This is a genomic window from Microbulbifer mixtoriginis (SeqCode), assembly GCF_052466715.1.
Genome location: NZ_CP174288.1, coordinates 935,892 through 955,122, shown reverse-complemented (window position 1 = coordinate 955,122; position 19,231 = coordinate 935,892). Strand labels below are relative to the sequence as shown.

Sequence of the window (19,231 nt, the reverse complement as noted above, 5' to 3'; positions counted from 1 at the left end):
ATAAGCCTTCGATAGGAAAAACGAAAAGAGAGGGGGCACACTATGGCTGCGATAAGCCCTTAACCCGGCTGGGGCTGTTCTTCACTCCAGCCACGTCTCTCCCGCCGCCAAAAATAGATAGAAAGGAATATGGCCGGCAGCCCCATTAGTGCCGCATAAATAAAGAACTGGGCGTAGCCCTGAGCATCCACCACGATACCGGAGAAGCCACTGATAAATTTACCCGGCAGTGTCATGAGTGAACTGAACAGTGCATATTGGGTGGCTGTATAGGCCTTATTGGCCAGGCTGGAAAGATAAGCAACGAGCACAGCATTAGCCATACCACCACTGATATTGTCGGCACTAATCACCAGCGCGAGCCACGCCTTGTCCGGCCCTATCAGTGCAAGCTGAGCAAACAAGAGATTGGTACATGCCACCATCACTGCACCGAGTATTAATGGGCGCAGCACACCATAGCGAACAACTAAAACCCCGCCGAGAAAGGAACCGATAATGGTACAGAAAAACCCAAATAGTTTACTGATTTCCGCGATTTCAGTCTTGGTGAACCCCAAATCCAGATAAAACGGATTCGCCATTATCCCCATCGCAATATCGCTGAGACGGAAAATACCGATAAAAACCAATAAAACGAGGGCAAAGCGACCATTGCGCTGAAAGAATTCAACAAAAGGGCACACTACAGCTCGAATAAACCACTGTTTCAGGCGGCTGTGCTCCCCCTTCCCCAACAGGCGTTCTTCCCACTCACTTTGCAGCTTATCTGCCTCTTTGTTCACCTTGCTGTGATCAGGCTCGGAGACTACCAAGCATGTAATCACCCCCACCCCCATGAGGGCTGCCATCACAAGATAAGCACCTGACCAGCTGAAAGCATCCGCAATAAATAACGCCCCGGCTCCGGCAATCAGCATTGCGACTCGGTAACCGAATACGTAGTTAGCCGCCATAGCACCCTGGTAATCTTCATCCATGGCCTCTATTCGGTATGCGTCAATTGCCACATCCTGCGAAGCCGAACAGAAGGCAACCCATAAAGCGAGCAGGGCTACTTCCATCAGTGATTGCTGCGGGTTAACGCTGGCCATACCCACTAGCCCGATAGCAATCCCCACTTGAGATACCAACATCCAACCGCGGCGTTTACCCAACTTATCAGTGAAAAAAGGCAATCGTAGTTGGTCAATAATTGGGGCCCAAAGCACTTTTATCGAAAAGGTAATTCCCACCCAAGCGAAGAAACCAATAGCTGTGCGGCTTACACCAAAATCTCTCAGCCAGGCGGTCAGGGTAGAGAAGACCAATAAGAGCGGAAGGCCGGCAGAAAAGCCAAGAAAAAACATGGTGAGTACACGAGGCTTAAGGTAAGCACCGAGGGCTTGCCCCCATGTCAGTTGCTGCTGCGACATATTCAACCTTTCCCCTTAAACCCCATAATTGGCCTTGGTAAAATAATGCGGGCAACTAGCCCGCACTTGGCCATCAATTTAGAACTGATGCGCTCAGTGGCCCCACAGAACCTCGAGCTCAGCCTCCGCCAATTTATTGGCATTTACATTGAAACCCACTTTAGCGGGGGAGGAGTTCTCATCCAATGGCAGTGAGTCTACTTTCAGGGCATAGACTCGAAAACGGTAGCGATGATCGCCGTGCCCCTTTGGTGGACAGGCGCCACCATAACCGGGGTTGCCGTAATCATTGCGCCCCTGAACGGCCTCTGGTACCAAACCATTTTTCAGGTCGCCCGCGCCCTCTGGCAAACTGGTTACCTCAGCGGGAATATTGAACATCACCCAGTGCCACCAGCCACTGCCAGTTGGCGCATCGGGGTCGTAAACCATTACCGCATAGCTTTTAGTACCTTCAGGGGCGCCGCTCCAGCTCAATTCGGGGGAGAGGTTTTCTCCACCACATCCACTGTACACATGGGCCAGCGGCATTTTGCCACCGGGTTTTAATGAGCTGGAAGTGAGCGTCAGCTGCCCAGCTTGTGCAGCCATTGCCGCCAGGAAAAGGGCCGATGCCACCAGGCCCGCTCTGAGTTTGCAGTAAATAAAGCGGCCAAATCCTAAATTCATATTCAATCGTCCTGTAGTTATTTTTCGGCTTCGGCCAACAAGCTTGAAGCCCGGTCCAAATCCATATTGCCGCCGGTAAGGACAATCGCAACATTCTTATTGCGAAAGCGCGCGCTGTGCTCTAGCACAGCTGCCAGGCCAACTGCCGCAGAGGGCTCAACCAATTGCTTGGTACGTGTCCACAACAGCTCCATTGCCCGCACGATACCATTTTCTGAAACTGTCACAATATCTCGCACCGTGCGCCGAATTACAGAGTAATTTCTGCGCCCCAGTGTGGTGCGCAGACCATCTGCGATAGTTTGCGGCTGCTGGGTGGTGACATGCACACCACCACGTAGTGATCTCTGAGCGTCATCAGCGCCAGCGGGTTCCGCACCAATTACCAAGACATCTGGTGCCAGGGCTGCCATGGCCAAACCAATTCCGGCGAGTAGCCCCCCACCCCCCACGGGTGCCAGGAGTACATCCGGAGTAAAACCCTGATCGCGGCATTGCTGCACCACTTCCAGGGCAACGGTACCCTGCCCGGCGATAATACGACTATCGTCAAAAGGCGGAACCACATGGGCCCCCGTTTCCTCTACTACGGTTTGCAGTGCGGCCTCGCGCTCCGATTGGGTAGGACCACAAATAATTATTTGTGCGCCATAACTCTGTACAGCCTCACGCTTAGCCCTGGGCGCCGTCTCGGGCATCACCACAATACAGGGTAGGCCCAACTCAGCAGCAGCCCAGGCCAAAGCAGCACCATGATTTCCCGAGGAGTGAGTCGCTACCACTTCAGCTCCAGCGGGCAGGTTGGCAAGGGCATTGGTGGCACCGCGGGCTTTGAAGGCACCTACTTTCTGTAGGTGTTCACACTTGAACCAGAGGTTAGCGCCCCCCACTTGGTCGAGTAATTGGGAGCGAATTAGCGGTGTTCGGTGGACAGAGTCAGCAATGGTTTGCGCGGCACAAAAAACATCCGCACTGGTGGGTAGGTCATTACGATCCGAGGGCATAGCATTTTTATCTAAATAATTTTTGCTGAATGTACCAATTCAGCCCCCCAAAAAACCAGTAAAATCCCCGCTGCTGGTCACACTTCTCAGTATTTCTACTTCTGCAGCATTCTCAACAAACTGAATTTGCGTTTGCTGTAAGGGGCGTAACGTAAATTAACATCCAAAATATTTTTGCGCTTCATTACCGCTTTATAGTGGCTAAAAGTTTTAAAGCCATGTTCACCGTGATAACAACCCATACCGCTGGCTCCCACCCCACCAAATGGCAGATCTTGGGCCAGCATAAACATCATGCAGTCATTCACACAGGCGTTACCGGAGCTGCAGCTGGAAAGAATCCGCTCGGCCAAGCTATCGCTTTTAGTAAAAATATACAGGGCCAGCGGTTTTTCCCGCTGATTGACAAATCCCTCCACTTTTCCGAAGTCATCCAGTTCGACCACCGGCAGGATTGGCCCGAAGATCTCATCCTGCATCACTGAAGCTTCGAGATCGACGCAGCGCATCAGTGTCGGCGCTATATAGCGGTTGTCGGCATCTACCTCACCGCCATAAATAACATCTCCACCACTGAGAAGATCCGCCAGGCGCAGAGTATGCCGGCTATTGACGATACGTCCGTAGTCCGAGCTCTTTTGCGGGTCCTCTCCGAACATTTTTGTCACCGCCTGCTGAATAGCAGGCACCAGGAGATCGGCGGTGTGGCGGGTGCACAGCACATAATCCGGTGCGATACAGGTCTGCCCTGCATTGGTAAACTTTCCCCAAGCAATGCGGCGGGCGGCGAGTTCAATATCGGCATCGTCAGCCACAATACAGGGGCTCTTGCCCCCCAGCTCCAATGTAACCGGCGTCAGGTGCTCAACTGCAGCCGCCATAACAATCCTGCCGACTCTAGCACCACCGGTGTACATAATATGATCCCAGCGCTGCTCCAGTAACTTAGAGGTCTCGGCCGCAGCGCCTTCAACACAGGCAAAAGCGTCGTGGTCGAGGTAACGTGGCAGCAGTTCAGCAATCAATTGGGAGGTACTGGGAGCCAGCTCCGAGGGTTTCACTACTGCGCAGTTACCCGCAGCAATCGCGGGAACCAATGGCGATAACAACAACTGCAAAGGGTAATTCCAGGCACCAATAATCAGAACCACCCCAAGCGGTTCCGGCTGGATGTAACTGTTTGCGGGCTGGGTCAAAAGTGGTGAGGATACTTTGCGAGGGCGAACCCAGCGCTTCAAGTGTTTCAGAGTATGTTCGATATCAGCGTAGAGGAAAGCAATCTCGGTCAGATAAGCTTCTTGTGGCGCCTTATGTAAATCTTCACCCAGGGCCTGAATAAAGCGGGTTTCATTTTCACTGAGCATCTTGCGCAGTTGATTCAACTGCCGGCGTCTCCAGCTCAGTTCCACAGTGGCACCACTACGGAAATAAGCCCTGAGGCCAGCAACCAAAGCTGCGGTATTGCCACCACTTGCCACACTGAGATCTGACAGCATTTGTGCTTCCAGTAATGAAACCTTCAACCCCTGCATCCTCCACTAAGTATATGTCGCCCGCAGCCAGGCAAAGAACCTGGATTTTGTAGCGGGCGCAATCTTCTTGGATACTGGTGTTAAGTCAAGTAACTGTTAGCAAATTAATCCCACTTTATAATTTTTTGTGGAACTTTGATCCCAATGGGTGCGAGTGTTCACACTTAGAAAAACAAGACAGTAAGTGCCAGTGCGGTAATCCACAGCAGTAGGGACCTGGATAGTAACGCCTGCAAACCTTCGATCTCCGCACCACTCTGGCGCTGGATATGGGAGAGATCTGCAGAGGCACTGCACTCACTGGCATCAATCCCCCCCAGGGCCCCCTCCAAATAGGATTCGAGAACCTGATCAGTATCCCGTTCCCGGCACATCAGGCACTGCCTCCAGGCCCTGTAACAGCCGGCAAAGTTACCGACAATGGCGAAACTTAGCCCCATCAACCTTACTGGCACCCACTCCAGCAACCACAGCCAGCGCGCGGCCAGAGCCTCTCGTTCGGTTCCCCGAGCACGCTCCGCGTAAAGAGCGCTCAGGCGAAACAGCAGCGCCCCCGGAATACCCAGCAGGATAAACCAAAACAAAACGGCAAAAAGTCGCTCGAAGGCGGAATAGGCCGCTCCGCGAAATACCTGCTCATGCAAACGTCCGCCCTCGGCGGCACTCTCGTGAATTTCCCGCAACAGGGGGCGTGCCGCTTCGGCGGCCCCGTTAAAATCACCCCGATACCAGTTGCGCAGATAAGCACTCAAAGTCTCATTAAAATTTCCACGTCCCAGGCAATAGAGCAGTAGAGGGACCCCTAGCAAAAGCCCCCCCAAAGCCCCAGCGGAAGATTGGGCAAAAGCCATTGCCAGCGCCGCCACCAGAACCGGCGGCAGGACGCTAAATCCGATTAGCAAGCCTTCTTTTCCCTGTAGCGGGGAAAGCCCCTCGATGTGGGTACTCCAGCGATCGAACCAGTGATCGCGATGTAAAGGCGCGCCCGATCCCCAAATTTGTACCAAACCCAAGGTCAATAAAATAATCAGCAAGGTCATAACGTTGCCGTGATAGTGCGTAAAGAAATTCAGTTACCGGCACAAAAGTGCCGAGATTCGATTGTAAGACTCTTTAATTAATAAATATGTGCCAATAATACCGCTCACAATTACTCGGCGCCTTTTTTTACGTCCCCCAGATAGCGCTGCCAGTCAAAGCCTGGGCCCGGATCTAATTTGCGCCCAGGAGCTATATCAGAATGCCCGGTAATTTTATCGACCCCTATCCCCGGATAAGCCTGCATTATCGCTCGGGTAACTTCTGCCAGCGCCAGATACTGAGCATCGGTATAAATATCCGTATCCAGGCCCTCCAGCTCAATACCAATGGAAAAATCATTGCAGTTGCTGCGCCCCCTAAACTCCGACTTGCCCGCGTGCCAGGCTCGCCGGTCCAAAGGCACATATTGAGTGACGATGCCGTCGCGATTGATAAGCAAGTGGGCAGAAACTTGTAAAGCGGCAATTTCCGTGAAGTAAGGGTGGGCATCAATGTCCAACTGCCCAAGGAAAAACGTATCAATATAAGGGCCACCGTACTGACCTGGGGGCAGGCTTATGCTGTGAATCACCAGTAGGTCTACAGGGCAGTTATCCGGCCGGCTGTTGCAGTGTGGGCTGGGAACACGACGCGCCCCTGATAACCAGCCGGAATCCACTTGATATTTCAATCTGCGATCTCCGCTCCAAAAAACTACCAACCCGAGTAGCCCGGGATTTCAGCAGTAACCATTTTATGGAAGCGTTGATCGATATGCCAATCCGTTTGGAACTGTCTGACGACAGAAGTGGAAACCCGGTCTAGACTGCCGGGCATATGAAATTGCCTTTTTATTCCCTAACGCTGTTCACTGCGCTTTTTACGTACATTACCGATTACTGACTGCAGGGCGCGCTCGAACAGCATGCCGTCATCTAGGGGTAACAACTGTGCTGAGCGTAGGGCATGGGCCAGTTCCAGGCGGGCAAATTCCGCTACTTTGGCACCATTGCGATTTACAAAAATAAACTGGTCGATATCCCGGATCACCGCCGCCAAACGACAGCGGAACTGTTCCTCTTCGGATCGCTTCAGCTCGAACCAGCTACCCTGAGCCAGGCGAAAGGTCATCTGCCAGTGGGGATCGTCTTCATCGAGTTGTGCCAGTCCCTGCTGCTCTTCGGTAATCGGGGCGACTTCAGCTTGGGCCACCGCCTGCTCAATCTCCTCCATAGGCGGCAGAGCAACTTCCTCCTTGGCTTCGGCACTATCAACCGCTACCCGATCCTCAGCCAAGGCCACTTCGGCTTCTGGCGATTCTGCAACTGCTTCAATCTTGGCTGTTTCAGCCGGTGTTTCCGCCACCACTTCTACGGCAGTAGCCGCTTGGACTTCCCTGGCTACCTGCTCTTTGACTAAGCGCTCGCGCTCCTCTGTTAAGCGTTGTGCCAAGGCGAAGCGCTCGCGATAAATTTCCTTAAGGCCAGCAAACAGACTACGGGCCTCAAAGGCATTGTAGGAAAGCGCCTCGATACCTTCCCTCAGGCGCTCCTGCAAAGTTGGCAGAAGGCTCAAAAGCTGCTTACGTGCTTCCGGCATCGGCGCCTGCACACTCCAGACCAGGTCCCGAGCGGTGCGTACATCGCGACTCCAGGCCTCACTGTCAGTGCCCTCTTTAACGCAGGTGAGGAATAAAACGTTATTCCAAACCTTATTGAGCCAATCCTGCACAACCGGCGGCAGATCGCGCTCCGCCACCAACGCATCCATAACAGCGGCAACGCGCGCTCGCGCGGCCTGGGTTTTTGCACGGCCATCGGCCTCATCCACCACCCGGCGTTCTAGCATCTCGGCGCGTTTGCGCTCGCGGGCTATAAATTCACGCAGGGACTCCAACAAGGCTGAAAAGATATGAATATCCTGATCAAACTCATTCAGGGCGCGCTCAACAATCTGGGAGATTTCCCGGTAAAGAGGATCGGACTCATAGTTTTCCGGAGCCTGCCAACCCGTGGCTGCATCGGCGAGCTCGTTGAGCAGCTTACGTGCGGGGTGCCCCCCTTTACTAAAGAATGACTTATCGGCGATAGCCACCTTTAGCAAAGGCAGCTGTAAACGACCCAACAAGGATTTAATGGGCGTTGCCAGACTGCGATCTTCCAGGATAAAGGAGAACAGCATCTCCACCAGCTTGATAACATCACTGTCCACTTTCGCCAGCGATGCCGCTTGGTTTGCCTCTACCAAACGCTGCTGTAATAGCTCACCCACATTGAGCAATTGGGCCGTACCACCGCCCTGGTAATGAGCTCCGCTCTGTAAGGCGCCCAGGTGGCTGAGCAGATCTCCCGCCGGCATGGGGGTCATACCAGCTGTAGCAGGTACTAGGCCCGGAGCAACGTGGCCGCTAACTGGAACGCCTGAAGCAACCGGCCCCTGTCCCTCAGCCGCAGCATGGCCGGTACCCACTGTAGTCTGGGCACCACCTGACACCGGCGTAGAATGTGCAGGCCGTTGGCGCGCCGCACGCTGTTGCTCCCTCAGAGAGGGCAATACTCCCTGCTCCACCAACAACTGGTTACAAAAATCATAAAACCCCCGCAGCTGTTGCATAACAAGCTGCTCAAACTTTTTCAGCAGGGTGAGGCGGGCGCGAATATGTAGATCGAGGGGCTGGATTGCCTCCACAAAGGCGTCGCAAATAACATCGGGCCCCAAGGGGTTGTTCTTGTCGTAAATCTTAACCGAATAAAGGGTATCCAGGCGCAGACACAATTCCGTTAAAGGTTCTGCAAAATCGCGTTTTGCAGAAGCCACCATGGTATCTGCAGCCACCAACTGCTCTAGATCATCGTTGTGGACCAGTGACAGGTTATCTGGAGCAAAGCTGGGTGTGTCCTGAGCCTCCTGGCGAATCTGAAAAGCCTGTTGGACATTGCCGATGAAGTTTTCTGCAATATTGCGGCGCTCAACCCGCAACAGGCGCAAGGCTTGGAACAATCCATCTTGCTCTTCCTGACCATGGGCACGCTCGGCCATGGCAAAAAGTGAGTCATCCACTTTGCCAAACAGTGACTTGACCCGCTCGAATAACTCGGCGCAAGCCTTCTCCTTCAACATTGCAACGGCCGATGGAAGCACCATGGCTTTACCTGCAAGCGCCGTAGATCGCTCTGCGCTTTTCTCTGAAAGGGAAACTACCTTGCTGGATTCACTCATTTCCAAGAGGTCCTTCAAATACCATCCGGCTATTACGTATTTGCTGGCTTAAATCTTGTTGGCCGCACAAGTCGCGGTAAATAACCAAGCCTTACTTTTTACCTACACCACTTCTATCAATCCGTGGAAACAGGTTGGGATGCACACCGCCACCACTAATTGAAATTAATCGACATTTTGCTTGAAAAAAACCAATAACCTCTTGATTTTGCTCAGATTTCAAGCTTTTTAATGCAGATAAATTGAATAGTGAAGACAGGGATAACGTGCGCCTACGCCGATACCCATCCGCCTTGGATTTTACCCATGATAACTGCCCTATTGACACAGTTTCGCGACACATTTGAGACACTTGTCACAGCGAAATGTTGGGGCAGCTGCTATCGGGAAAAATACATGCAAAGGAGTGGCATGGCCCCCCAGGCAATCCAAATCCCATGGGTTTTGGTAAACTGCCCGCGCGTTTATTTCGAGGTTTGCCAATGCACCCTAAAGACTCCACCATCCCAAACATCATGACCGACCTGCAAAGGGCTGTGCGAACGGCACTGGAGGAGGATATTGGCGATGGCGATATCACCGCCCAACTGATCCCCGCTGATCGCAGTGCCCGCGCCCGCGTGATCACCCGCGAGGACTGCACCCTGAGCGGGCGCGCCTGGGTTGAGGAGATCTTTCGACAACTAGATCCCGACCTGCAATTAATTTGGCATTTTACCGATGGCGATAGAGTTTCCGCCAATAGCGTGATTTTTGAACTCGAGGGCAATGCCCGCACAATCCTCACCGGCGAGCGCACCGCGCTTAACTTTCTGCAGACCCTGTCCGGCACAGCAACCACTGCCGCAGAGTTCGCCGCACGCGCCACCGGTACCGAGGTAAAAATCCTCGATACCCGCAAAACCATCCCCGGCCTGCGCAGCGCGCAAAAATATGCCGTACTGTGCGGAGGCTGCCACAATCACCGCATCGGCCTCTACGACGCTTTTCTTATCAAGGAAAATCATATCGCCGCTGCCGGTGGTATCGACAAGGCCGTAGCCCAGGCGAGAACGATCAAACCGGAGGCACTGGTAGAGGTTGAGGTGGAAACTCTCGAAGAACTCCAGCAAGCGCTAGATAGCGGTGCAGATGTAATAATGCTCGATGAATTCAACGATGCGGACACCCGCAGTGCTTTGGATATGGCCAAGGGGCGCGCGAGAATTGAAATTTCTGGCAGTGTAGATCGGGAGCGAATCGCACAGCTGGCGGAACTGGAGGTCGACTACATATCCTCTGGCAGTTTGACCAAGCACCTGCGTGCGGTCGACCTATCGCTGCGTATCGAATTTTAGATTTGAAGGGGCACAGTGCTGCTACTGCCGTGCCCCACAAGCCCGCCAACAACAATCAGTGATGATGGTGGTGGCTTTCTTCCTGTGGCTTCTCCTCAACAGATTCCACAGCATTCATAGCACCGTGATTGCTGTGATCTCCGTGCCCCCCATGGCCGAGAGCGCCCCACAATGTCCAAAAGCCAAACAGCATAATCGCAGCGGCAAACCCCAGACGCACCCCTGGCTTCTGCACGAAATTACGCACCTGTACGGCGGCGGCGCCAGTGGCCAACATGGCTGGCAAGGTGCCCAGGCCGAAAGCAAGCATCGCCAACGCCGAGCGTTCCGCACTGCCCTGGGCCAAAGCAAAAGTCAGGGCGCTGTAGACTAAACCGCAGGGCAACCAACCCCACAGAGAACCCAGTGCAATAGCCTGTCCCGCGGAACGCACCGGCAACAACTTAGCGGAAAGCGGCTGAACATAGCGCCAGAGATAGCTACCGCCCTTCTCAAGCCACACCAGGCCGCGCCAGATGCCCGCTACATAGAGCGCCATCACAATCAACATTATTCCTGCAGCAAACCGCAAGGGTGTCAGTGCCGGAATGACGGCAGCCCCCAGGGCACCGGCCAGGCCACCCATCAATGTGTAACTGGCAACGCGCCCCAACTGGTAGGAACCCAGTTGCACCCAGGCAGTCTGCCTACCTGGCACCGCCATGCCCAGCGCGCCAGAAATCCCTCCACACATACCAATACAGTGACTACTGCCGAGAAAACCAATGGCGAGCGCAGCCGCCAAAAAACCCCAATCCCCCACGAACTACTACTCCTTTTCCTCAGTCTTTGTGGATGATGCCTGCAGATCATCTTCAAACAAGATTCGTCGTCCCTCCGTCTCCAGATCGTCATATTGGCCATTATTTACGGCCCAGAAGAAGACCTTTATGGCGAGAGCAACAAATACCACCGCAATAGGAATCAGGAAATAGAGACTGTCCACGCTTCACTCCTCTGTATTAATCCGCCAATCTGGGGCGAATATTGGGCTCTACACGGCTGGTGTCCTCTGTAGAAGGTGCGGCTCGAGACAAGCGCAGTGCATTGATAACCACAACCAGAGAGCTCAGAGACATACCAATAGCGGCAGCCCATGGAGGCACCAGGCCGCACACCGCCAGGGGCAGTGCTATGACGTTATACCCCAGGGCCCAGGCCAGATTTTGACGTACCACCCGGCGACACTTACGCGCCAGAGCGATAGACTGCGCCAACACTCGCAGATCACCGTTGAGCAGAATCGCATCTGCGCGGGATTGGGCCAGGTCAGCGGCAGACATCATCGCCACCGACGCGTCAGCACCTGACAATACCGGCACATCATTGAGGCCATCACCCACCATCAGGACTTTCTCCCCCGCATCCTGCCGCTGCTTCATATGGGAGAGCTTGTCTTCGGGCGATGCGCCAGCGCGGAAACCTTCAATGCCCGCCTGGGCAGCCAACCGTTTTACTTCAGCGGATTGGTCGCCGCTCAACAATTCAACTGACAGGCCCATTTGGCCCAGCTGCTCAACCGCCTGTGCGGCGGAGTCCCGCAATTTATCGCCAAGCGCGATCCAGGCGATAGCGCCAATATCATCGGCCAGCAACAGCCACTGCCCCTCTCCCTGTGGAGCCGCAATAGATTGCGTGATGGCAAAATCGGCACGGCCCAGGCGGTAGCGGTTGCCCTCTATCTGCCCCTCCAGGCCGCAGCCTGTATGTACCTTGAGCTGGCTTGCAGTAAGGTTGCCACGCCAGGCACGAAATGCCCGCGCCAGTGGATGGTGAGTTTGGGACTCGAGTGCTGCAGCCACATCTTTGACTTTCTGTTCGGTCCAGCCATCACGCAGTAAATCAATACGCAGGATGCGGGGTTCGCCACGGGTCAAGGTACCGGTTTTATCGAACACCACGCGGCTGATACGGGGCAAGGTTTCTAAAAGACTGCCGCCAGCAACCAACAAGCCCAGCTCTTGCAGGCGCAGAGTTGCTGAGGCCAATGCTGCAGGTGTCGCCAAAGACAAAGCACAGGGACAGGTCACCACCAACACGGACAAGGCCACCCAAAATGCCCTACTCGGGTCCAGTTGCCACCAGACCGCGAAAGCACTCAGGGCTGCAACCAGTACGACTCCGACAAAAATGCCGGCAACCCGATCCGCCAGGGCTACCTGAGCTGGTTTCTCCAGCTGGGCGCGCTCCACAAGACGCTCAATCGCCGACAAGCGCGTGGATTTTCCGGCGGCGGTGACACGCACGGTAAGACTGGAATCGCCGTTGACGCTGCCTGCATACACAGGACTGCCCACGGTCTTTTGCTGTAGCGCAGATTCACCACTGAGTAGCGATTCATCTACGCCACTTTCACCTTCGAGTACCTCACCATCAGCGGGAATCGTATCGCCGGGGCGCAGTAAAATCCGGTCGCCAGCCGCCAGGGCTGCTACGGGGACGTGGGTAATCTCAGTGCCGTCATACCTTGCCGCGGTCATGGGCAACAGCTGCGCGAGCCCACCGCTGGCTAGTCCCGCTCGGTGGCGCGCGCGCATCTCAACAGTGCGCCCCAACAGCAAAAAGAAGGTAAACATGGAGATGGATTCAAAATATACCTCGCCGGTACCGAATACGGTGGCATAGAAACTGGCCCCATAGGCCAGGCCAATAGCGAGGGAAACCGGCACATCCATACTCAAGTGGCGCGTGCGCAGACTGCGCAGGGCCGCGCTAAAGAAAGGCCGCGCGGCATAGAACACTACAGGAGTGGCTACCAGCAGAGAGACCCAGCGGAAGTAACGTTCGAACTCACCCACATCACCGCTGCCGGCACCAAAATAGAGGGCGATGGCGAACATCATCACCTGCATGGTACCGAGACCAGCGACCCCAAGGCGGCGCAGGGCAGCGCGATGCTCACTCTGAATTACACTTTCGCGGTTGGCGGCAGTCGCCGGCGCAGGGCGATAGCCGATCTGCTCCAGGGCCTCAAACAGGGCGCTGGGTTGAATCTGCTCAGGATCGAAAACAATTTGCGCGCGCTGGGTACTGGCGTTGACCGAGACTTTCTCGATACCGGCCAATTGCCCCAGATGTTTTTCTATCAACCAGACACAGGCGGCACAAGTAATACCACCGATCAGCAGCGCCGCCATTTGGCGCCCGCCGTCCCAGTCGTGCACAAACTGCTGCTGCACTTCGGGAAGATCATAAGCACTCCAGCGATCCTGTGGCTGGTTCTGCTCCGGGCGATCACTTTGTTTTTCCCGATAACGGTAAAAGCCGTCCAATCCCCCGGAGACAATTGCACTCGCCACGGCCTCACACCCCGGACAGCACATGCTGCGCGGGACACCTTCGATCACAACAGAGTGATTACTGCCAGCGGGAACCGGTAGCCCACAGTGATAACAGGGTGACTTCATTGACTGCCGGGATTCATGGGCGCCGCGTTGCCCAGGTCGAAGTTAATCTCGCCTTTCAAACGCCACTCGGCTTGCTGATGTGCACTTGGGTCAAGTTCAGGCATCAGGCGCAGGTACCAGCGGCTTTTTAAGGCGCCCGGTACTTCACCGGAATAGCGCCCCACAGAGAGCTGTGACAACTCGATATGCTGGTCCAGATCCTCTTCCATCGGGTGGCTCAAAGTCAGCAGAAGTTTTTCCGGGTAGTCGGTATTGCCATTCAATTCGACAGTAACGCCACCTTCAGTGCGCTGGAACTGCACCAAGGCCGCCAGCCCCAGAGCTTTGGCACGCTGGTCTTGCTCCGCGGAAAAATGGTACATGCGGCTGTCTTTGTAGTAGGTATCGCTGACCTGATCATCAGCAAAGCGCACGGCAATGGAGACCGTAATAGAGGAGACTACAACCACCGTAATCAACGGTGCCAAGACCATCCAGGCCCAGAATTCCCGATACCAGGGTTTCGACGTTGGTTCATTCATCGCGTTACCAAAATTACCGTTTTATGCAGAAAAGCAGAGCCCGCCTGAGCGGGCCCGTACTTTGCAACGGGAACGGCTTCCCGTCTACTGCTTGGGACCAATAAATACCGCTCGATGCTTATTGACCAGCTCCGGGTCATCGACAGCCTGCACCACGATATCAATATCGTGCTTGGTGTCCTTCAGCTGGGTCTCGGGCACACTCACCCGAATCGGTACCGGGTAGATCTCCCCGGCCTTCAGGTAAATATTGCGCGGTTTGCGCACCGAATAGTCATAATTCGGATTGCCCTCAACACGGATCGTGAACTCATGAGCTGCCTGATCCATATTGTTGATCTTCACGGTATACACATTCTGCACCAACCCTTGTGAAACCCGATACATACGGGCACCGCGGTCACGGGTGACTTCTGCCTCGATAGGACTGCGAGTTGCCACCTGATGCGAAAACAATCCTATCATGGCCAGCAAAACGACTGCGTAGCCAAACAGTCGCGGACGTAAAAAGTTCGTCTTGCCAGTCTGTAGCTCGTCTTCAGAGGTGAAGCGAATTAAGCCCTGTTCATAGCCCATCTTATCCATGACGCTGTTACAAGCATCGACACAGAGACCGCAGTTGATACACTCAAACTGCAAGCCATCGCGAATGTCGATATCCACCGGGCAAACCTGCACACACCAATAGCAATCGATACAGTCACCCATACCTTCGGCTTTGTAGTCCACGTTCTTTTTGCGCGGCCCGCGAGTCTCACCACGCTTGGCATCGTAGTAAACCGCAAGGGTATCCTCGTCGTACATCACCGACTGGAAGCGCGCATAAGGGCACATGTATTTACATACCTGTTCCCGCAAGAAGCCCGCGTTCATGTAAGTGGCAAAGGTAAAGAAGGCTACCCAGAAGACACCTTGCGGATGAGCTTGGAAGGTGGCGAGGTCTACAACCAGCTCACGAATGCCATAGAAGTAGCCAACGAAAGCCAAGGCTGTAGCCAGAGAAATCAACAGCCATAAAGCGTGCGTGCCGCCCTTGCGCAGAACCTTTTCCGCGTTCCATGGCGCCTTATCCAACTTCATGCGCTTGTTGCGATCACCCTCGCAGATACGCTCTGCCCACATAAACATCATGGTCCATACGGTCTGAGGGCAAGTGAAGCCACACCAGACCCGCCCCATCCAGGTGGTAATAGCAAACAGGGCGAAGGCGGCAATAATCAGCAGCCAAGCTAGTAGGAAGCCGTCCTGGGGGCCAAAGGTTGTCCAGAAAATATGAAATTGTCGGGTGGGAAGATCAAAAAAGACTGACTGGCGCCCGTCGATATTGATCCAGGGAAGAAAGAAGAAAGCCAGCAACAACGGCAGGCCAGTATATTTGCGGATACGGGTGAAAACACCCTTGATATGTCGGATATAAATTTTATCGTCCGACTCATACAGCATGCGATAGCGAACCTCGCCATCACCTTCCTGTTCCTCACGGGTTGGAATTAAATCACTCACACAAACCTCACTCTCGCACGGACACATCTTGTACGCGGGCCAGGTAGCCACTTATTTTGAGGCTTTTTTCTCCGTCCCTGCAGCGCCCGGAGTCCCTTGAAAAAACAAGGCCCAGCAAATGCCGGGCCTCAATAGTAAATTACTGCTGTTCTTCGTCCTGCTGGGACAGGCTGTAGACATAAGCCGCTACCAGGCGGATTTTGTCTTCACGCAGTTTATCTCTCTGCGCGGGCATCATATTGGAGCGCCCACTGCGAATGGTGTGCTGGATCTGCTCCCGGCTGCTGCCGTAGAGCCACAGATCGTCGGTCAGGTTGGGAGCGCCCAGGGCTTGATTACCCTTGGCGTCCATTCCGTGACAGGCCATACATACAGTGTTAAACACCTTCTGGCCTTCAGCAGCCATCGCCTTGTCGTGGTTTAGGCCATTGAGGGAGAGCACATACTCGGTGGCATTGCGCACACCCTCTTCACCAATAATCGGACCCTGTGGAGGCATCATCCCCTGACGCCCATTGTATAGGGTCTCAAGGATTTTCTCCGGGGTACCACCGTACAACCAGGCGTTATCAGTCAGGTTGGGGAAGCCAAAGTTACCGCCGGCATCGGCACCGTGACACACCGCACAGTTGTTAGCGAAGATTCGAGAACCCATTTTTAGGGCTTCCGGGCTCTGCGCAATCTGCTCAATAGGCATATCAAGGTATTTGCCAAACTGCTCGTCGAACTTTTCCTGGGCCTTAGCCTGAGAAGCTTCCAACGCGCCGACAGATGACCAACCACCAAGGCCTTTGAAGTTACCCAGGCCTGGGTAGATCACCAGGTAAACTGCTGAGAACACCAGTGTGGCGATAAACAGCAAGAACCACCACTTGGGAAGAGGATTGTCGTACTCCTCAATACCGTCGTAGACGTGGCCGGTTGTTTTGTTTTCCGGTTCAGCCTGGTCGTCAACCGCTACTTTTCGGTTGGCGAACAACACCCAGGTAATCAACGCCAGATTGGCGAGGGTGAGTACAATTACCCACACACTCCAGAATGTACTCATTACTTATCCTGCCCCTGTTTTCGTTCAGTCCCGGGCTTTTGCCCGGATTTGGATTCGTCCTTCTGAGCAGCCGACGAATCATCCTTATCGGCTTGCTGCTCATCATCGGCAAATGGCAAATTGGCATCTTCTTCGAAGCGCTTCTTGCGCTTCGGAGAGAAAGCCCACCAGCAAATAGCCAGAAAGGCCAGTGATCCCAGAACCAGTCCGATTTCCCGCAAAGTTTCGATAGTCACGAGTTTCCTTCCTCGCTATTAGCGTTTTTGGGTAACCAGGGTACCCAGCTGTTGCAAGTAAGCGACCAGCGCATCAATTTCTTTCACCTTGCCACCTTTGAAAGGCTCAGCGGCATTGGCGATATCCTCATCGGTGTAGGGCACACCGACCAGGCGCAGCGCTTCCATCTTACGCGCGGTGTAATTACCAGTAACCACATTGTCGAACAACCAGGGGTAGGCCGGCATGATGGATTCAGGCACTACACTGCGCGGGTTGTACAGGTGAGCACGCTGCCATTCATCGGAATAGCGGCCGCCCACACGGGCCAGGTCAGGACCAGTACGCTTGGAGCCCCACAGGAAGGGATGCTCGTACACGGATTCCTGTGCCATGGAATAGTGGCCGTAACGCTCCACCTCGGCGCGCAGTGGGCGCACCATCTGGGTGTGGCATACGTGACAGCCTTCGCGAATATAGATATCGCGGCCTTCCAGCTCTATTGCGGTCAGCGGCTTCTGACCCGGCAGCGGAGTGTAGTTCGCCTTGGTAAAGAACTGCGGGACAATCTCTACCAGAGCACCAAAGCTGATGGCGATAATGGTGAAAAAGATCATCCAGCCGATATTTTTTTCTACGATGTCATGATTCTTCACGATCTAAACTCCTATGCCGCAGGCACTGCACGAACGGTGTTATCGGCTTCGGCATCGTTTACTTTCTCAGTAATCGTGCGGTAGACGTTGTAAGCCATCAGCAGCATACCGACCAGGAACATGGCACCGCCCAACCAGCGCACCACATAGCCCGGGTGGCTCGCAACAACACTTTCCACGAAGCTGTAAGTCAGGGTGCCGTCGGCGTTAAATGCACGCCACATCAAGCCCTGGGTAATACCGTTTACCCACATCGCAGCGATGTACAGAACCGTACCTACAGTGGCCAGCCAGAAGTGCGCGTTGATCAGCTTGGTGCTGTACATTTCACGACGCTTCCACAGAACCGGAACCAGGTGGTACAGAGCACCGATAGAGATCATCGCAACCCAGCCCAATGCGCCGGAATGTACGTGACCGATAGTCCAGTCGGTGTTGTGAGACAGAGCGTTCACAGTCTTGATGGACATCATCGGGCCTTCGAAGGTGGACATACCGTAGAAGGACAGGGATACCACCAGGAAGCGCAAGGTAGGATCGGTGCGCAGCTTATGCCAAGCGCCAGACAGGGTCATGATGCCGTTGATCATACCGCCCCAGGAAGGCGCCAACAGGATCAGGGACATTACCATCGCCAGGCTCTGCGCCCAGTCGGGCAGCGCTGAGTAGTGCAGATGGTGACCACCGGCCCAAACGTACAGGGAAATCAGTGCCCAGAAGTGAACGATAGACAGCTGGTAGGAGTAAACCGGACGACCAGCTTGCTTAGGTACGAAGTAGTACATGATGCCGAGGAAGGCTGCAGTCAGGAAGAAGCCTACCGCGTTGTGGCCGTACCACCACTGGATCATCGCATCCTTGGTACCGGAGTAGATGGAGTAAGACTTGAACGGAGCAACCGGAATTTCCAAATTATTAATAATATGGAGTACGGCAATGGTGATGATATAAGCACCGAAGAACCAGTTGGCAACGTAGATGTGGGAAGTCTTGCGCTTCATGATGGTGCCGAAGAACACCAGTGCATAGGCAACCCAAACTACGGCGATCAGGATATCGATCGGCCATTCCAGCTCAGCGTATTCCTTGGTGGAGGTAAAGCCCATCGGCAGGGTAATAGCCGCTGCCACGATAACGACCTGCCATCCCCAGAAGGTGAAGGGAATCAGCCAGCCGCCCCAAAGGCGAACCTGACAGGTGCGCTGCACCACATAGTAGGAGGTGGCAAACAGAACACTACCACCGAATGCGAAGATAACCGCATTAGTGTGCAGTGGCCTCAATCGCCCAAAGTGCGAGAAGGGCTGCCAGAAATCGTTCAGCTCGGGCCAGGCCAGCTGAGCCGCGATCAATACGCCCATGCCCATACCAAAGATGCCCCAGACCACGGACATGATGGTGAACTGGCGCACGATATTGTAGTCATAGTCCGGCACAGGGCCGGTCTTTGCCACCGTTGTCGTCATGTTTTTACTTCCGTTGCTTTTAAAATTCGGTTCCACTGAGCGGGCCTGGCCCACCACTGGGTCTGCAGCAGTCATGTATGAACCCGCTCATAACGTCGAAGGCATACACATAACTGTCACTGTTGGCCAGAAAAGGATTTAAGCGCATCCATTTCCAGCCTTGACTGATCTAAATCAAC

Annotated in this window: 17 protein-coding genes; 1 reads left to right on the top strand and 16 read right to left on the bottom strand. The window is 54.3% G+C overall.

From position 1 onward, the window contains the following. Positions 1 to 59 precede the first annotated feature (59 nt). The 7 genes from ACJJH9_RS04235 to ACJJH9_RS04205 form a co-directional block, all read right to left on the bottom strand. On the bottom strand, positions 60 to 1,415 hold the full coding sequence (locus ACJJH9_RS04235; protein ID WP_444924414.1) for an AmpG family muropeptide MFS transporter: 1,356 nt from the start codon (positions 1,413 to 1,415) through the stop codon (positions 60 to 62). A 93-nt stretch (positions 1,416 to 1,508) separates the two neighbouring features. Continuing rightward, on the bottom strand, positions 1,509 to 2,084 hold the full coding sequence (locus ACJJH9_RS04230) for a YbhB/YbcL family Raf kinase inhibitor-like protein (protein WP_444885770.1): 576 nt from the start codon (positions 2,082 to 2,084) through the stop codon (positions 1,509 to 1,511). A gap of 17 nt (positions 2,085 to 2,101) precedes the next feature. After that, complete coding sequence (locus ACJJH9_RS04225) at positions 2,102 to 3,088, bottom strand: threonine ammonia-lyase (RefSeq protein WP_444885771.1); 987 nt, start codon at positions 3,086 to 3,088, stop codon at positions 2,102 to 2,104. Between the two features lie 95 nt (positions 3,089 to 3,183). Further along, the gene (locus tag ACJJH9_RS04220; RefSeq protein ID WP_444888297.1) at positions 3,184 to 4,620 is read right to left on the bottom strand and encodes an aldehyde dehydrogenase family protein; all 1,437 of its coding nucleotides are present in this window, start codon (positions 4,618 to 4,620) and stop codon (positions 3,184 to 3,186) included. A gap of 164 nt (positions 4,621 to 4,784) precedes the next feature. Beyond that, positions 4,785 to 5,660, bottom strand: a complete 876-nt coding sequence (gene ampE / locus ACJJH9_RS04215) for a regulatory signaling modulator protein AmpE (RefSeq protein WP_444888296.1) — start codon at positions 5,658 to 5,660, stop codon at positions 4,785 to 4,787. Between the two features lie 110 nt (positions 5,661 to 5,770). Next, on the bottom strand, positions 5,771 to 6,331 hold the full coding sequence (ampD, locus tag ACJJH9_RS04210) for a 1,6-anhydro-N-acetylmuramyl-L-alanine amidase AmpD (protein WP_444888295.1): 561 nt from the start codon (positions 6,329 to 6,331) through the stop codon (positions 5,771 to 5,773). A gap of 167 nt (positions 6,332 to 6,498) precedes the next feature. Then, complete coding sequence (locus ACJJH9_RS04205) at positions 6,499 to 8,859, bottom strand: DUF1631 domain-containing protein (RefSeq protein WP_444888294.1); 2,361 nt, start codon at positions 8,857 to 8,859, stop codon at positions 6,499 to 6,501. A 482-nt stretch (positions 8,860 to 9,341) separates the two neighbouring features. Between ACJJH9_RS04205 and nadC the strand changes: the two genes are divergently transcribed. Next, positions 9,342 to 10,196, top strand: coding sequence for a carboxylating nicotinate-nucleotide diphosphorylase (gene nadC, locus ACJJH9_RS04200; protein WP_444888293.1), 855 nt, complete (start codon positions 9,342 to 9,344; stop codon positions 10,194 to 10,196). A gap of 55 nt (positions 10,197 to 10,251) precedes the next feature. On the opposite strand, the gene ACJJH9_RS04195 is transcribed toward nadC, so the two are convergent. The 9 genes from ACJJH9_RS04195 to ccoN form a co-directional block, all read right to left on the bottom strand. Beyond that, entirely contained in the window at positions 10,252 to 10,998 is a 747-nt protein-coding gene (locus tag ACJJH9_RS04195) for a sulfite exporter TauE/SafE family protein (protein ID WP_252084952.1), read from the bottom strand. Between the two features lie 6 nt (positions 10,999 to 11,004). Beyond that, complete coding sequence (ccoS, locus tag ACJJH9_RS04190; protein WP_252084951.1) at positions 11,005 to 11,181, bottom strand: cbb3-type cytochrome oxidase assembly protein CcoS; 177 nt, start codon at positions 11,179 to 11,181, stop codon at positions 11,005 to 11,007. A gap of 16 nt (positions 11,182 to 11,197) precedes the next feature. After that, positions 11,198 to 13,642, bottom strand: coding sequence for a heavy metal translocating P-type ATPase (locus ACJJH9_RS04185; RefSeq protein WP_444924413.1), 2,445 nt, complete (start codon positions 13,640 to 13,642; stop codon positions 11,198 to 11,200). Beyond that, the gene (locus ACJJH9_RS04180; protein WP_252084949.1) at positions 13,639 to 14,163 is read right to left on the bottom strand and encodes a FixH family protein; all 525 of its coding nucleotides are present in this window, start codon (positions 14,161 to 14,163) and stop codon (positions 13,639 to 13,641) included. Before ACJJH9_RS04180 ends, ACJJH9_RS04185 begins: the two co-directional genes overlap by 4 nt. Positions 14,164 to 14,247: 84 nt before the next feature. Further along, the gene (gene ccoG, locus ACJJH9_RS04175; protein WP_444924412.1) at positions 14,248 to 15,666 is read right to left on the bottom strand and encodes a cytochrome c oxidase accessory protein CcoG; all 1,419 of its coding nucleotides are present in this window, start codon (positions 15,664 to 15,666) and stop codon (positions 14,248 to 14,250) included. A gap of 139 nt (positions 15,667 to 15,805) precedes the next feature. Next, entirely contained in the window at positions 15,806 to 16,714 is a 909-nt protein-coding gene (ccoP, locus tag ACJJH9_RS04170) for a cytochrome-c oxidase, cbb3-type subunit III (RefSeq protein ID WP_252084947.1), read from the bottom strand. Beyond that, positions 16,714 to 16,950, bottom strand: coding sequence for a cbb3-type cytochrome oxidase subunit 3 (locus ACJJH9_RS04165; RefSeq protein ID WP_252084946.1), 237 nt, complete (start codon positions 16,948 to 16,950; stop codon positions 16,714 to 16,716). Before ACJJH9_RS04165 ends, ccoP begins: the two co-directional genes overlap by 1 nt. Before the next feature lie 18 nt (positions 16,951 to 16,968). Next, positions 16,969 to 17,586, bottom strand: coding sequence for a cytochrome-c oxidase, cbb3-type subunit II (ccoO, locus tag ACJJH9_RS04160; RefSeq protein WP_252084945.1), 618 nt, complete (start codon positions 17,584 to 17,586; stop codon positions 16,969 to 16,971). An 11-nt stretch (positions 17,587 to 17,597) separates the two neighbouring features. Beyond that, the gene (gene ccoN / locus ACJJH9_RS04155; RefSeq protein ID WP_252085974.1) at positions 17,598 to 19,052 is read right to left on the bottom strand and encodes a cytochrome-c oxidase, cbb3-type subunit I; all 1,455 of its coding nucleotides are present in this window, start codon (positions 19,050 to 19,052) and stop codon (positions 17,598 to 17,600) included. Positions 19,053 to 19,231 lie beyond the last annotated feature (179 nt).

Coding starts and splice junctions, on each gene's coding strand:
- ACJJH9_RS04235 (WP_444924414.1), bottom strand. CDS start 1,415: ATGTCGCAGCAGCAACTGACATGGGGGCAAGCCCTCGGTGCTTACCTT.
- ACJJH9_RS04230 (WP_444885770.1), bottom strand. CDS start 2,084: ATGAATTTAGGATTTGGCCGCTTTATTTACTGCAAACTCAGAGCGGGC.
- ACJJH9_RS04225 (WP_444885771.1), bottom strand. CDS start 3,088: ATGCCCTCGGATCGTAATGACCTACCCACCAGTGCGGATGTTTTTTGT.
- ACJJH9_RS04220 (WP_444888297.1), bottom strand. CDS start 4,620: ATGCAGGGGTTGAAGGTTTCATTACTGGAAGCACAAATGCTGTCAGAT.
- ampE (WP_444888296.1), bottom strand. CDS start 5,660: ATGACCTTGCTGATTATTTTATTGACCTTGGGTTTGGTACAAATTTGG.
- ACJJH9_RS04205 (WP_444888294.1), bottom strand. CDS start 8,859: ATGAGTGAATCCAGCAAGGTAGTTTCCCTTTCAGAGAAAAGCGCAGAG.
- nadC (WP_444888293.1), top strand. CDS start 9,342: ATGCACCCTAAAGACTCCACCATCCCAAACATCATGACCGACCTGCAA.
- ACJJH9_RS04185 (WP_444924413.1), bottom strand. CDS start 13,642: ATGAAGTCACCCTGTTATCACTGTGGGCTACCGGTTCCCGCTGGCAGT.
- ACJJH9_RS04180 (WP_252084949.1), bottom strand. CDS start 14,163: ATGAATGAACCAACGTCGAAACCCTGGTATCGGGAATTCTGGGCCTGG.
- ccoP (WP_252084947.1), bottom strand. CDS start 16,714: ATGAGTACATTCTGGAGTGTGTGGGTAATTGTACTCACCCTCGCCAAT.
- ccoN (WP_252085974.1), bottom strand. CDS start 19,052: ATGACGACAACGGTGGCAAAGACCGGCCCTGTGCCGGACTATGACTAC.